General features: G+C 66.4%; 11 protein-coding genes and 1 pseudogene. 6 read left to right on the top strand and 6 right to left on the bottom strand.

Translation table 11 applies throughout. The features are described from left to right. Positions 1–529: 529 nt before the first annotated feature. The gene (locus ACFYXH_RS09915; protein ID WP_389561827.1) at positions 530–772 is read right to left on the bottom strand and encodes a DUF6233 domain-containing protein; all 243 of its coding nucleotides are present in this window, start codon (positions 770–772) and stop codon (positions 530–532) included. Positions 773–2588: 1816 nt separating this feature from the next. On the opposite strand from ACFYXH_RS09915, the gene ACFYXH_RS09910 reads away from it, so the two are divergent. Both ACFYXH_RS09910 and ACFYXH_RS09905 read left to right on the top strand, forming a co-directional pair. Then, positions 2589–3353, top strand: coding sequence for a Crp/Fnr family transcriptional regulator (locus ACFYXH_RS09910; protein ID WP_389561577.1), 765 nt, complete (start codon positions 2589–2591; stop codon positions 3351–3353). A 121-nt stretch (positions 3354–3474) separates the two neighbouring features. Then, positions 3475–4020 carry a hypothetical protein gene (locus ACFYXH_RS09905; protein ID WP_389561576.1) on the top strand — a complete coding sequence of 182 codons (546 nt, stop codon included), beginning with the start codon at positions 3475–3477 and terminating at the stop codon, positions 4018–4020. 170 nt (positions 4021–4190) lie between these two features. Here the strand turns inward: ACFYXH_RS09905 and ACFYXH_RS09900 are convergent, their stop codons facing one another. The 4 genes and pseudogenes from ACFYXH_RS09900 to ACFYXH_RS09885 form a co-directional block, all read right to left on the bottom strand. Beyond that, positions 4191–4538 (bottom strand): hypothetical protein, encoded by a 348-nt coding sequence (locus tag ACFYXH_RS09900; protein ID WP_389561575.1) that lies wholly within the window; start codon positions 4536–4538, stop codon positions 4191–4193. Between the two features lie 107 nt (positions 4539–4645). Next, on the bottom strand, positions 4646–7096 hold the full coding sequence (locus ACFYXH_RS09895) for a hypothetical protein (protein WP_389561574.1): 2451 nt from the start codon (positions 7094–7096) through the stop codon (positions 4646–4648). A gap of 173 nt (positions 7097–7269) precedes the next feature. Then, positions 7270–7995 (bottom strand): DUF6333 family protein, encoded by a 726-nt coding sequence (locus ACFYXH_RS09890; protein ID WP_389561573.1) that lies wholly within the window; start codon positions 7993–7995, stop codon positions 7270–7272. 2397 nt (positions 7996–10392) lie between these two features. Further along, positions 10393–10632, bottom strand: a pseudogene (locus ACFYXH_RS09885) (long-chain fatty acid--CoA ligase); the annotation flags it as partial. A gap of 102 nt (positions 10633–10734) precedes the next feature. Here ACFYXH_RS09885 and ACFYXH_RS09880 point away from each other — a divergent pair. Genes ACFYXH_RS09880 through ACFYXH_RS09870 form a run of 3 tightly spaced genes read left to right on the top strand, consistent with a single transcriptional unit; the run spans position 10735 to position 13179 of the window. After that, complete coding sequence (locus ACFYXH_RS09880; RefSeq protein WP_389561572.1) at positions 10735–11511, top strand: DUF1269 domain-containing protein; 777 nt, start codon at positions 10735–10737, stop codon at positions 11509–11511. Between the two features lie 59 nt (positions 11512–11570). Continuing rightward, on the top strand, positions 11571–11864 hold the full coding sequence (locus tag ACFYXH_RS09875) for a hypothetical protein (RefSeq protein ID WP_389561571.1): 294 nt from the start codon (positions 11571–11573) through the stop codon (positions 11862–11864). Beyond that, positions 11845–13179, top strand: coding sequence for a flavin monoamine oxidase family protein (locus tag ACFYXH_RS09870; protein WP_389561570.1), 1335 nt, complete (start codon positions 11845–11847; stop codon positions 13177–13179). Before ACFYXH_RS09875 ends, ACFYXH_RS09870 begins: the two co-directional genes overlap by 20 nt. Positions 13180–13423: 244 nt before the next feature. On the opposite strand, the gene ACFYXH_RS09865 is transcribed toward ACFYXH_RS09870, so the two are convergent. Then, on the bottom strand, positions 13424–13756 hold the full coding sequence (locus ACFYXH_RS09865) for a carboxymuconolactone decarboxylase family protein (RefSeq protein ID WP_385300596.1): 333 nt from the start codon (positions 13754–13756) through the stop codon (positions 13424–13426). Positions 13757–14119: 363 nt separating this feature from the next. Between ACFYXH_RS09865 and ACFYXH_RS09860 the strand changes: the two genes are divergently transcribed. Next, the gene (locus ACFYXH_RS09860) at positions 14120–14491 is read left to right on the top strand and encodes an amphi-Trp domain-containing protein (RefSeq protein WP_389561569.1); all 372 of its coding nucleotides are present in this window, start codon (positions 14120–14122) and stop codon (positions 14489–14491) included. The last annotated feature ends 64 nt before the right edge of the window (positions 14492–14555 follow it).

Raw genomic sequence — 14555 nt, 5'->3', positions numbered from 1 at the left:
GGAGGCGCGGCAGACTGCCGCGCCTCGTGTCTGCCCAGCTAGGCCTCGGTGGTCACTGCAAAGGGCTTGGTCTGTCGGGGCGGAACGCGTGGGGCGCGCAGCCAGCCCGCTGTAAATCTGCTCGCTGGGGCCTGACTTGGGCCGTCGATGGGCGGCCCACAGGGACCACAACGACCGTGGACAACTGCTGGATTGCAGGTCACCGGCTCCTCGGCGCGAGTCGTCCGAGGGCCGCTGCCTCACAAGTTCCTGCGGAACAAGAGGTGCAGCTAGAAGCAGGCTTAGCGGCGGTCAGCCTGTGTCGTATTCGTGTGATCGCCCGCCGTGCCAATCAACCCAGTGCGGATCATCCAGCAGCCGCCACGCGTCCGGCAAGGCCCGCGCGGCGCAGGAACTCGATCAGGTCCGTCGTTGTGGGCGAGGCCGACGGCAGGGGCGCGGATCGTCACCCGGCGGCCGCCCGTGCCGGATGCGCGGTGCACGACGATCGGTGTGCTGGCCATGCCCTCAGGCTGTGACGGTTTGCGGTTCACAGCACACCGAGGTCGGTGTCAGGCCGGCAGTACGGGCACGCCGTGATGCCGCCTTCTGTAAGCGTGCGGAGCGCCTGCTCCCGGGTCAGCTGCTTCGCGGGTTTGCCGGTCATGCGGCAGTCGCTGGTGTGGACCGCGCCCCCGTGCCCGCCATGTGCCCGAGCGGCCCCCAGAAGACGACAAAGACACCAGTGCACCAGGCCCGGGGGAAGAGGCGGACGCTCGGGAGTACACCACATTGGACGCATCACATTGGACGCATCGAACGTCTGCATTCCCGACCTCCTGAACTGCGGTAGCAGTCTGATCAGAGATCAGAGGGTGCCGCGCTTGCCCCTCCATCCCTACGCCACCGGGGCCGCACGTCGTCGCCCGCCCGCGCCCAGAGAGGGCCGAAAGACCAGGCCGGGGGTGGGGACGGACGGCTCCACGGCTCTACACACACTCCCCTCATCTGCACCCCCGCTCCTTGAGTCTTCAGACGCACCGGGCTGCTGCCACTTGCGGCTGGCAGCCGGCTGTCACCGCAGTCTCGCTACAGGAACCACCTGCGAGAGGTGCGCGGGTGAGCACCTCGGCTAGCGCAAGCTCCGAGGACGCCCGCAGGGACGTGCCGAACGGCGCGTGAGGAGTGAACGGACCGGCCTCTCAGCTCGTAAGTGAGGGGAGACAGACGTCATGACGAGAAATCGGTTCTTCCGGTTCGGCAGCACGGGGGCCAACTGGTGCCGTGTACAGCGAAGTTGTTCGTGCAGCCGCATCCCAGCAGTCCTTGCAGGGCGGCCACCGGAATGCCGGTTCCCTTGAACACATGACCAGGAATTTAATATGCACGATCATGCGCGCGCATTCTCAGGCGGAGTCCCCATAGCGAGAGCCTTACTCTCCGTATTTCCTGCCCTGCCCGCACACTTCTCAACGCGGGACTTCTTGCACTCCGGAGCCCGGGGTGCGACAGGGGGCGCAGAAGGGGGGCGCACGCCAAACTTCACTTGACCACGTTTCTGGGATTTTGCTCATGCAGATTGAAGGCCTCTGCTAGCATGCCCGCCCCCGACTGGAGAAGCAGGCAGGAAGAGTCCCGGCCACTGGCCGCACCCATGGCCCGCAAGGGGAGCTCCGCGCGAGGCGCCCGTCGCCGGCGAAGGACCCCAAGACCGAACAGGCGAGTGGGATACGTCACCCGTCGACCTCGGTGCGCCGCAGATTGGACCTCAACTTCCCCTCCTGCTGGCGATTTAGCGCCATCCAAGCCGTCCTGCCCGGTTCCTTCTTGCCAGCATGGTGTTAACTGGTCCTCGGTCTGAACCTTGGCGGGTCCAGGCCCATTCGCCAGGGACCCAGAGGCTCCGCCTCTGGGTCCCTGGCCTTTCTTTCGATACCGGCAAGTAAGAGTTACCAGCCGTTCATGCGGCCGATTTCTCGGCGCCACATAGCTCAATGCAAGAACATTTCCTTACGCAATTGAATGCAATCTCCCCCCGCCTTCGGAATTCTTACTTCCAGCGGCATGTGATCCACATCACTCCACGCTTCGCTGGAAGGGTTTTTCCCTCCCGGAAGGGAATTCTGACGCTCCGTCATTGACGGCTGGGATTCACGCCACCAACGGGGTACCGTGCTGCGCATCGAGTCGTCCCATCAGCCTCACGGCCTCAACACCCGGAGCGCGGATCGGGAGGGCACTGGACCCGCCACTCATTGTTTGTCTATACCAATAGGAGGTTCGGGCCGAATGGCAACCGCCGTCTCCAACGGCGTTGTCGAGCCAGCCCGCCACGCGGCGGTGCTGGCTGACTATGCCCACCCGGGGCCGATGCACAGCCGAATCAAGTGCGCTGGAATAGCCGTCGCACGTGTGATGCTGCCGTCAGCCGTCGCCTGGAGCTCCGAGCCGCTGCTCCCGTCTGCCGGCGGCAGCGAGCCACGAGCTGTCTCCACACCTGCCGCCACCGCTGTCTTCTCACCTTCAGGCATTGCTTCCAACGCCCGACAAGTCGCCCCTGACTGTCATGGCGTGTGTAGGCACGCCACCGTCGCGTGGAGGCAAGACTGATGGCGCCCCCCAAGATCGACGCGGCCAGCCCGGCACAAGTCCTCAATGGAGAACGGCAGATGCCTCGGGACAGCTTCCTCGAGCTGCTCCCACCCTCGCTGTTGTCCACCCTCTACGTCGTCGGCCGCGGTCCTGAGGCCCGCATAACCCCGACACGTCTCTTCCCCAAACGGGCGTTCCTGCCACTAGGCCCCAACGACACAACCGCCTTCATCATCCTGGTCGGGTGCGTCGTCCAGGAACGGTTTCCGTTCACGGCGAAGATTGCTCGCTTCCGCGGAGCCGGACAGTTCGTCGGAGAAGGCAAGCTCCTCGATCCCCGATCCTCCGTCACCACCAGGTGCCTGAGCGACACATGGGTTCTGCCCTGCTCCGTCCGGCGCATGAACGCCCTCTTCGGCCAGTACCCCGAGGCGCGCCATGCCCTTCTGTGCAGCCTGGAAGCACGGAACCGCAGCGACGAAGAGATTTACAGCACCGTCAGCCGCACACCTCTGGAACGTGTGAGCGCCCTCTTGCTCCATCTGGCTCGCATCACCGGCACCACCGACGGAGACGGCCACACCATCATCACCGGGCCACGGCAGAAGGACCTCGCCGAGGCCTTGGTGCTCGGTCAGTCCACTATCGAAAGCGCCGTCGCGAAGCTACGTCAACGGGGCGTCATCGACAGCAGATACCGGACCCTCGTGGTCATCGACATGGATCAACTCGAACACCTCGTCAGCCCTTCGCCAGCCCACCGGCCGAGGGCACAGCCGTAACTCATGCTCCAGGGCGCCAAACACGCCTCCCACGCGCTTGCGTCCGAAGACTTCCCTGCCCCTCTGCACAGCACGGCAAGGCCCGCGGCAGTGCACGTTCCCCCTGGACGGAACAACCATCATGTCCCTCAACCCGACGACAACCGCTCTGACCACACTTGCGGAAGGACCCGGTGTCCTTCCCGTACTCATCCCAGCCCTCGTCGGTGCTGCCATCGTCACGATGGCGATCCTCACCTACCGCCGGCACCGCAAGGAGCGGAGCATCGACAAGGCCAGCGACGATCTGGACGCCACCGAGGTCTACTTGAAGGAGATGCTGGAGAAGCTGTGCGAGAACGCACAGCAGCCATGCAGCTCCGAAGATGTCTCCTACTTGCGCAAGAGGCGCCACCTGATCGACGAATCTGCCAGCCAGTGGGACGTGATCCGCTCTCAACTCGCACAAGTCGTCCGCTGCATCGACGTCTACCTCGGCAAGGAAATCCCAGAGGCAGCTGCCGTCACCGACAAGTACCTCCGCAGCACCAAGAGGGCATCCATCCCGGCCGATTACGACATCGGCACGCTGCTCAAGCGTGCGATGGAGCAGGAGTCGGCCCGCGTTGACTGCAAGGCAGCAATCGCCACAGCTCAGCAGACAATCCGGGCACGCCGCAAGGGCTAACCGACTACACGGTGAGGGGCTACACCAAGCGCTGTGCAGCCCCCTCACCGTCCTACTTCTTGGTCCTCCGCAATCTGGGGGCGCGCGCACCGAGTCGGCTTCAGCGGCGTCTGCAGATGCCTTCTCGGCCGGAACGGTAACGCCATCCTCAGGACGCTCTCTGCCTCACCTCAGGCAAGGAAAGCAGCAGCGTCACGACGCTGCCCCACATCAGGGACCTTCGCCGACGTAGGGGCCAGGTCGAGAGTATCGGCCAAGCCGCGCATGCCCGCCTCGATCGTCTCGGCGGTCTCGTCCGCTCGCCGGGCCGGCGGGTGCGCCGGCAGGAGGAAGGCGAACGGCGCCCGCTGCGGCGACGGTTCGTTCCTGGCCCGGCTGGGCGGGCTGACCCTGCGGGTCATCGACGCCGAGATCAGCATCGCCACTTCCGGAGGGTTCACACCGGCCGCTGCCGGCTGCTGACCACCCTCACCGATCCGTCGGCCCACCCGGCCGCCGAGCTCATCCGGCTCTACCACGAACTGGTGACGTCCCCGGCCGGCTGACGCGCACATCGACAAGGGCCCCACCCCCGGCCGGGGGTGGGGCCCATTCGTGTTCAGCGTGCGAATCGCCGCCGGTCAGCCTAGCCAGTGGCGTCCTGTCGCCTGCGGCGCATCCACCACATCAGGGCCGCACCGGCGGCGACGACCGCCGCGGCGATGCCGGAGATCAGCCCGATCGGGGTGCTGGAGCCGGTGTCGGCAAGGTCGCCGTCCGGGTCTGGCCTGTTCGCCGACGGGGTCGGCTTCCCGTCGTCGCCCGGGGTGGACGGGTCCGGGGCCGGGGTCGACGGCGGGTCGGTCGGCTTCGGGTCGTCCGTCGGGGTCGGAGTGGGGTCCGGGCCCGGGTCCTCGCCGCCGGCCTCGATGTTGCCGCTGCCGCCGAGGTAGAGGGTGTCGGTGTCCCGGTAGGACACGTCATCCGACTGGAGAGACGTCTTCGTCGTGGTGTCCAGGGTGCGGTGTTCGACGTTGAACCGGGTCTGGGTGATGTTCCGCTTCGGCTGCTTGGAGAAGTCCACACCGCCAACGCCCTGGTTGAAGACCTTGCCGCCGTACTCCAGCTCGAACCACTCGATGCCCTCACGCAGCGACTTCATGTACTTCTGGTACACGTCTTCGCGGGTCCACTTGTCGTGCGGGGCGCGCAGCGGCCACGCGGAGACGTCGTTGGAGTTGATGATCTTACGGAAGTCGGTCGGCGTCTTGGCATCCTGCTGGCGGATGTACTCGGCCGCGACACGCGAGGTGTAGACGGCGCGCAGGTCGGCGTAGCGCTTGTCGTTGTTGACCCGCTCCTCCATGAGGGGAACGATGTTGACGCGAACGCTCGCTTCCATCGACTTCTTCTGCGCGTCGGTCAGGCCCTTGCACTCAGTGCTGCCGGGCGCCTCCCACTCGATGTCGAGCCACTCGGTGGACACCTTCAGGGGCGCGTCGAGGATGTAGATTCCGCCGTCCTGCTCGCGAACCTGGGCAGTCTTGGGCTCGGCCCAGAACCGGACGCCGGGGAAGCACGGAAGGCCGTTCTGGCGGGGGGCGGTGTCCCAGTACCGCTTGCCGCCGGCGTGCTTCTTCGGGTTGAGGGCTTCGGCGAAGTCCTCCTTCATCAGGTAGTCGGCCTCAAGCAGGACCCGGCCGGCGTCGGTCTTGCCGAACTTGGCATCCATGATCTTGTCCGGCTGGTCCGGGTTGAGGTTGACCCAGAACTTCTCCGGGGTGAGCGCGAGCCAGGTGAACAGGGCGTCGGAGGAGAGCTGCATGCGCGCCTCGCCGCCGAAGCCGGGGTTCTCGTCGGAGTTGGGCATCTGGTCGGCACGCATGGAGTACTGCATGCCCTTGCCCTTGCCCAGGCCGCCGACGTACCGCAGTTCCAGGGTGGTGAAGTCGACGCCACCCGGGCCGCCGCGCGGGAGGGTGCCCCGGGGGTCGAGTCGGCGGGCGTCGGCCTGGATCTTCTTGGCCTCTTCCAGGGTCTTCCCGGAGCCGTTGATGCGGTCGTTCAGTGGGCCGCGCGTGCCGCACGAGGACGCGGCAGCGAGCTGCATCCTGCCCTGGCCGCCTTGACAGCCCGGGGCGAACCACCGCTGATAGTCGGAGTATCCCCGGATGGGCTTGGTCCGCGGGACGGGGTTGTAGATTCGCTGGTTACCGCGAACCTGGTTCGTCTGACCGGGCCGTAGCCGGTTGACGTACCGGTTCAGGTTGTCGATCTTCTTGCGCTGGCCCTCGGTGAACGGCTTCGCACCGGTGAACCGGAACTTGTGGTCCGGCATGAACCGGGCGATCTTCCGGTCCTTCGCGAGCTGCTTGTTCGTCAGCTCCGAGTTCGACTTGAACTCGTTGAACTCCTTGGCCTTCTGGTTGTAGGCGTCGTACCGGCGCGTTTCGACGACGTTGCCCTGTGCGTCGATGAGCTCGACGGTGACCTCACACAGCCAGTCCGGCCCGACCAGACGGAAGTCACGGACGAGCTGACGTTCGAACGCCGAGCCCTTGTGGTTGTTGGTCTGGTTGCGGATGAACCGGTGCTCGAACCAGTGGTCGAAGCTCAGGCCCTCCGTGTTGTGGAAGTACCGGGCGTAGATCTCGAACTTGCGGTCCTCCGGGTCACCGGACTTGTCCGCGGCCTTCTGCCACGCCTTGTAGTTCTTCTCCGTGTCGTTCGAGACCTTCGACAGGGCTTTGGTCTTGTCGGCGGCCGTCGGCGGGTTCACCCCGTCGTACGCCTTGCCGGGCAGGTCGTAGTTGAAGTTCTTCGGGTTGCCCTGCCAGGCGGAGAAGTTCGAGCCGGTGGGGTCGTTGGGGAACCCCGAGTTCGTCGGCGTGCTCTGGTACTGCTTGCCGAGGTTCTTCACGTCGCAGCGCTTCGCGCCGGGCTTGATCCTGGCCGCGACGGCGCGCGGCGCGGCGGCGGCTGTGTCGATCTCGATGCCGGGCAGACCGGTCACGGTGACCGCCGCGGCGATCCCGAACACGGCCAGAACACGGCCTGCCAGACGCCACCGCTCGGGTATGCGCAGTGCTCTGTTCAAGTGTGATCTTCCCTCACGTGTGGGGCCTTGAGGGGATACGGGGCGGCGCGTGAGGCCCCCGTGACGTGTACGCGTCGCCCGTTCACCCTAGACCGATCCGCCGACAGGCAAGAAACGGTTAAGGCCGTGTCGGCATGTCAACCCGGTTGCTGGAAAGGGAAGTTGAAGCGTAGTCAGTCGCTGAGGTACAGGGCTTCCATGTGGCTGGTGGCGTGCTCGCTGTGCCGCACCCGCAGCGAGGAGGCGTCCAGGTCGGCCCTCCCCCACGGGTCCGCGCCGGCGAGGCAGGCCGTGGCGAGGGCGCCCCAGTCGTTCTGATTCGGTTCGTCGTCCAGGTCGAAGTACACGTCGAGGTCTTCGAGGACTTCCGTCGTGATCCCGAGGGCGGACATCACCGCCTGCGGGTCGCCGGTCACGACGAACGGTTCGTCACCGGGCCAGCCGCAGGCATGGAACATGGTGCCGTCCGGCAGCCACACGAGGTCTTCGGTGTGCTCGGCGCCGCAGTGCACCTCTACCCGGCCCACGATCCGTGCGTCGGGGAAGCGCTCCCGCAGCCGAGTGGCCTCCGCCAGAAGCGGCATGTCGTTGCCGTCGTCCGCGAACGCCGGATCGGAGATCGACACGAGGTTCCCCCACGCCCCCGCCTGCACGAGGTCCAGATCAGCTCTCGTGGCGACCTTAATCGTGTCGCTCCGCTTACGGGGGCCGAGGTCTTCGATCACGTAGTCGATCGTGCCCAGGGAGCGAGCGAACTCCGCGGCACGCTCCGGGTCGTTGGGCGGAAGGTCGTCGACCTCGACCGTGAACGGCGGGTGCAAGACGGTCAGTTCGTAGCGGACGCCGCTGCCATGGGTTATGCGGTCGGGCGGGAAGGTCCAGAAGCCGGTGTCAGACATGCCCGTCACCGTAACGGGTTCCCGATCTCCTCGAGGTGCACTCACCCGCGCCTAGGCCCGGACCGCTACGCGTGGTTCCAACACGCGCTTGGCCGCACAAGCGCTCCCTGTCTCACCGCCTTCGCCGGGGACATAACGGCAACCGCTCATTACCTGACGAGACGGCAAGGGCAACGACACTTCACAGGCATCACACACGCGGCCACAGACAGCGTCCAGGACGCACGGCGGCGTTCCCGGGGTCGCGGAGGATCTCTTCCGCCACCTTGAGGAGGGGAGGATGGAGCAGTACCGCCGCGAAATCTACGCGCGCCGGTCCGCTTTGCCGCGCGACACCTGGGCTCCACGCTGGAACGACCCCGTCTCCATACACACTGACGGTTCCGTGCCGGCTATGCCTCTACTGCACCACCACGCGCCCGGAGACGTCGATGTCCCGGCGGCGTAGGGACGCCAGAACCAAGCCGGGGGTGGGGACGGACGGCTCCACCGACCTCGACACCGTTGGTCTCGCACTGCTCGGTGGAACTCATGGCGTCGGACCCGGGCGAGTAGGAGAAGGCAGCGCAGAGGCTGGTGGCGTTCCAGGAAAAGCTGGTGGCGTTCCAGGAATAGACGCAGCGGGGAATCAGCAGCACCTGTGCCGCTCACGCCGGGCGTCCCGTATGTAGAGGTGCGTCAGGCGCTTGTCGAAGCCCTGTATGGATTACTCCGATTTGCTGATCATCACTGCGTGTCGAACAGGCGTGACGATCGATCGGCTGCCCACGGGAAAGGCTCGCCCTTGGGTTCGGACGTGAAGTTCCCAACCGATCGAACGAGGAGCACGTACATGACTCCTGACAACAGGACAGAGTCCCGACTGGGACCGCTGCCCCGCCGAGCCAAGTGGAGGGCCGGCGGCACCATCGCCTCACTCGCCCTGGTTCTGGCAGCCGGGGTGGCCAGTCCGGTCGCGGCCGCGGCTCACAGCATGGGCGAACGCGTGAGCGCGTCGAGCAGGACAGGCAGCGCAGACGCCAAGTGCAAGGACACGTCGCACCGAGGCGGTAAGGACAACTGCAAGAGGGGACCGAAGGGCGCCACCGGCCCAACGGGTCCCACAGGCCCGACAGGTCCGACGGGTACGCAGGGTGACCCGGGCGCGACGGGACCGACCGGTGCAACGGGCGCGCAGGGTGACCCGGGTCCCACAGGCCCGACAGGCCCGACGGGTACGCAAGGTGACCCGGGTCCCACAGGCCCGACAGGACCGACGGGTACGCAAGGTGACCCGGGTCCCACAGGCCCGACAGGCCCGACGGGCGCGCAGGGTGACCCGGGTCCCACAGGCCCGACAGGACCGACGGGCGCGCAGGGTGACCCGGGTCCCACAGGCCCGACAGGCCCGACGGGCGCGCAGGGTGACCCGGGTCCCACAGGCCCGACGGGTGCCACCGGGGCGACGGGTGCCACGGGTGCCACCGGACCGGGCATTTTCACGGGATACGAGGGAGTTACGGTGCAGTCCGATCCGGGTACTCCTGGATCGTTCAAGTCTGTCACGGCGCAATGTCCTGCGGGAAAGAACGCTCTCGGTGGGGGGTTCTTCGGCCCCCAGTGGAGTTTCTCGCAGTCAGGATTTTCCGGGCCTCTAACGGCGCCAACTGGCTGGACGGTATCGGGCGTTAATGAAGGGCCCGCTACAACTTCCTTCACAGCCTATGTAACGTGCGCTGATGTAACTCCCTAAGACCGTCCTACCTTCATGGTCGGGTGAATCAGCGGGTCAGGCCGGCGTGGGGTGCAACGAACGAGGCCTCCCGGCTATTGATCTGTCGTGGATCGTCGGCGATCAAGCGGCCATGACCATAGAACGCTGACCCCCGCTTCGGGCCGCAGGGTTACAGCAAGCCGTACAGCAGCGAAGTGCAGCAACCCCAGCAACCGTCGCCGACCCGCAACCGTCTAGCCGATAGTTCACATCGAGAGGGTCGGCCCCGTGCCACAGGCGTGCCAGATGGAGCGGGGACTCACGGTGAACGGCGGCTGCAGCGCGGCTGAGGTGAGGCAGGCGACGAAGCCAGCTTTGCCCAGGTCAGCGCCCCACTCGCCCCACCTCGCTCCTAAAGCGGGTGCCGCAGGTTCGAATCCTGCCGGGGGCACCAGTGCAGGGACCCCCAGCCGATCACGGCTGGGGGTCTTTGACATCCAGGTCCGGCTTGAGCTGGCCTTTGGGCGCCCGGTTTAGGTGAACAGCCCAGGCTCGGGTTCGGTGAGGATGCCGCGGACCACCAGGCATTTTCAGCTTCGTGCGGGTGCCCTCGGCGCGCTGCGGCTCGGTGCCGAGAAGGACAGCCGAAGCGTCAGTCAGAACACGGGTCAGGGCCCCGAGCGCCGGCACCTACATCCTCACAGTCAGGACTCGACCCGGGTGATGACGATCTCCCGTTTGAGGATCTTGCCGGTCGGCCCCTTGGGGAGTGTCTCGGTGATCGTGACGACCCGCGGGTACTTGTAGGCGGCCACCTGTGCCTTCACATGGTCGCGGATCTCCTCGGCGGTGGCGTGCGCTTCGGGCTTGAGGACCACCACCGCTGCGACCTCCTCTCCCAGCAGCGGGTCCGGCACACCGACGACGGCGGCCTCGGCGACCGCCGCTTCGGCCACGACGCCGGAACCCACGTCACCCTGGAGCAGGCCGAGAAGCTGGGAAGGGAAGGAGCGGCGCTCGCGCGAGGTCTCCATTCCTTCGAAAGCGTGGCAAAGCTCACGGCCGAAGAGACCAAAGAGGCCGATCTGCTGTACAAGCAGCTGGGCAAGGGTGCCCACACCCCTGAACTGAAGTCCCTCGCAGAGGACTTGTTCGAGCATGAGAACGCGATGCGGGACTGGCTCGAGTCCGAATTGGACGGGAAGTCCGACGGCGCCGAGAAGGTATTCGCGTACCTAGAGCGTCACGGGATCTCGCGAGAAGAGGCTGTGACTCCGCGGAAGTTCAGGGAAGACGTCGGGGGAGACAAGCAGCAACTCGTCCTTGCGTTCTTCTCCAACGAGGACGCCGCCGACCAGGCAGCCAAAGCCCTGAAGAACTGGGAAAAGGCCAGCGAGTACATGAAGGCCGACGCGATCGGCGTGCTCGTCAAGGACAAGCACGGCAAGATCAAGGAGCACAAGCTCGGACGGAGGGCCGGGAAGAAAGGCATGGAGGTCGGCGTAGCCCTCGGCGTGATCGCGGCGATACCCACAGGCGGCCTCTCCCTGGTCGGGGGTGCGCTCGCAAGCGGGGTCGGAGGCGGGGTCATCGGCGAGTTCTTCCACAAAGGCCTCAAGATGACCAACGAGGACGTGGAGCGCATCGGCCGCGAGCTCGACGAAGGTCACGCAGCAGTTGGCGTACTCACCTGGGACTTCGAGACCGAGGCCGTGGCAGAAAAGCTCAAGGAGACGGGCGGAACACTCCAGACTCTTGAGGTGGCCAAGGTGGAGGCTGAAGACCAAGAACCCACGGCCACCACGGCTCGACAAGGGACGTGAGGCGGACTCGACGGCTCGGTAGCTCGGGGCGAAGGTGGCCGTGCCCCTAGGAGGCACAAATGACGAACGCTCCGGGCTTTTCAAGCTCATCCGTAACGGCCCAGTCGTGGGAACCCTTCGTTGAGGACGACCGAGAGATGGGGCAGATTCATTTGCTCGTCCAGGCAGAAGAGGGCCCGGTATCGGGACTGTGGAGGATCGGCCCCGAGGAGGGCGCAGAGATCCCTTACAAGGCCGTGGGCACCGACACGTTCCACGTCATCGAGGGTGAGGCGGAGATGGAAACACCCGACGGCGAGAAGATCAGGTCGGACGACCGCAAGGGAGCAGGCTGTGAGCAAGACAGATTCTGAACCGGATGTCGTGATCGTCGGCGGCGGGTTTGCCGGTGTGACAGCCGCGCGCGAATTGTCGATGCGCGGGCGTCGGGCGGTGCTGGTCGAGGCGCGTGATCGGCTGGGCGGCCGGACCTACACAGCGGACCACGACGGGCATGCCATGGAGCTCGGCGGTACGTGGGTCCACCCCCTGCAGCCGCACGTGTGGTCCGAGATCAACCGGTACGAGGTCGAAACCGAGACTTTCCCGGTCCTGGAGGGGTTGCGGCAAGCGGTCGTGTCCGACGGCCGCATCGTGAACATGTCCGACGACGATGCCGCGCGGGCACTGGAGGCGTTCGACCAGTTCTGTGCCCCGGGCACGACGCTGTTTCCGGAGCCGTTCTCGGAAACCGTGGGTCCGGACCCGCAGGGCCTGGGCGATCGATCGCTGCGTCAGCAGCTTGAGACCTTGCAGGTGGCGCCGGAGCTGCGTGACTGGGTGGAGGGGATGTGCAGCTTGATCGCGTTCGGCCCGCTCGATCAGTCCGGCGCGACCGAGGTCTTCCGCTGCTATGCCCTGGCGGGGCACAGTGCGGCGCAGGCCATGGCCGCGTTGTCGGCAACGAAGCTGGTGAAGGGGACACGGGAGCTGATCAACTCCATCGCCGGGCAGGCCACACTGGCCGAGATCCGCCTCAACTCGCCCGTGCGGCGTGTCGTCCAGACCGGTGAGGGAGTGCGGGTCGAGCTGGAGAGCGGCGAGGCCATCGGCGCGCCGACCGCCTTGATCGCGCTACCGATGAACGTGCTGAACAGCGTGGAGTTCGAGCCTGGCCTGTCCGACATCAAGCGGACCGCGTCGGCCGATCGGCACGCGGGTGCCGGTATGAAGTGCTACGTGCGCGTGAAAGGCGACGTCGGCAACGTGAGCATGGTGGCCCCCGAGGCGCAGGCGATCAACTTTTTGGTGACCTACGACCACGGACCGGACGGCTCGTGGCTGATCGTGTTCTCCGCCAATCCGAAGCGGCTGCCGATGACCGAGTTCGACGACGTTGCCGGCATGCAGGAGGCACTGCAGCTGTTCCTGCCGGGCGTCGAGGTGGAACGCATCGTCGGATGGGACTGGACCAACGACCCGCTCGCGCTCGGCACGTGGTGCATCTACAGGCCGGGACAGCTGGCACAGGTGCTGCCGGACCTGCGCACCACCGAAGGACGGCTGTTCTTCGCGGGCGCCGACTCGTCGACCGTGTGGCGCGGCTTCATCGACGGGGCGATCGAGAGCGGCTACCGCTCCGCCCGCCACATCGGCGACTATCTGACCGCCGGCGGGGCCCAGAGCTGAGACAGCAGGTCGGGTGATGACCGCTTCCGGCTCTGGCCGTGCGGCGACCTCGCCGAGCGGATGGGACGTCCGCCTGTACTGGCCGCAACGCGATGGGCGGCGACGGAGAGTTCGTTGCCGTCGTGGGACTGGGCCGTCTGAGCGGCGGGACGGGATGGCGTCATGTCCTGCTCAGCTGTCGGCCGCGCCGATCATCGATGCCGGGCGCGGCTGGTGGCGTGGCTCCAGAGCCCGGGCGACGTCTCTACGCGCGGCCCTGGGCCTCGGCGTCGGCGTCGGCGACGGCAATCGCGATGCCGAGTGCTTTGGCGATGTTGCCGGCTGCCATCATGACGCGAGCCGTGCCCACGATGGGGGCGATGGCGACCAGGACATCCTGCACCTTGTCAGCGGTCAGGCCGGCCTGGATGGCGGGGTCGATGTGGGCGACGTATGAGATCGGCGGAGCGTCCGAGGCGGCGAGGGCCGCGATGCGGGTGACCATGAACATGTCCGGGGTCAGCCCGCACCGCTCAATCGAGTCGACCGTCATCGCGGCGAGGGTGTCCAGTACCGGGGTTTCAGATGCTGTGGCCATAGCGGGTCGTCTCCTGTTGGTGTCGTGACAAGGTCAGCGGCGGTAGTAGGGCTCCGCATCTCGGTGCAGCGTGTACTGCTCGACCGTAAGCCTGTTTCCCGCGGGTTGCCTGTTCAGGGGATCGTCGACGGCGGGGCAAGCTCAGCGAGCGGCTCCCCGGGCCCCCGACCGTGGACGCACATTGGCAGGTCACCAGCGCCCCCACGAGAGCGGGATGCTCCACGAGCCCTCCCGGGCAGGTCGGACAGCACCCGGACCGGTCGTCGGTCGTTCGGGTTCTTCACCCGGCCATGAGGATGTCCGATCCGGTGGATGGCATCAGAATTGGCGTTATCTACCGTTTTGCCGGATCGGAGACAGCCCATGAAGGACCTCAAGTTTGAGCAGAAGCGCTCGCTGTCACGCCTTGAGGCGGCTGATCAGCTCACGGCACTCGCGGCCGCGCTGAGGCAAGGCGGCGATGCCGAACTGGAAGTCGGCCTCAGTAAGTTGAGCCTGCGGATCCCCGACGACCTTCGCAGCGAGATAGAGATCGAGGTCGGTGACGGGGAGATCGAGCTGGAGATCGAGTTCAAGTGGCCGACCGCACCGACCCGGACAGCGCCATCGCAGGCGGTGGCAGGCACAAAAGTGGCCGCGAGGAGGCGGAAGAGCGCGCCTGCCAAGCCCGGGCGGAGCAGCACCGGCACCAACAGGAGCAAAAGCGCGAAGCGGTCCGCGACAAAAACGCCCTGAGCCGCGTCAAGGCCCTCGGGCCAGCCACCACGGCCGAGCGGCAGGCCCGCGCCCAGGGCGATTT

Origin of the sequence: Streptomyces sp. NPDC002730 (genome assembly GCF_042888805.1) — a bacterium.
Lineage (GTDB): Bacteria > Actinomycetota > Actinomycetes > Streptomycetales > Streptomycetaceae > Streptomyces.
The sequence above is the reverse complement of the archived record's forward strand: the minus strand, read 5'-3'. Positions and strand labels throughout refer to the sequence as shown.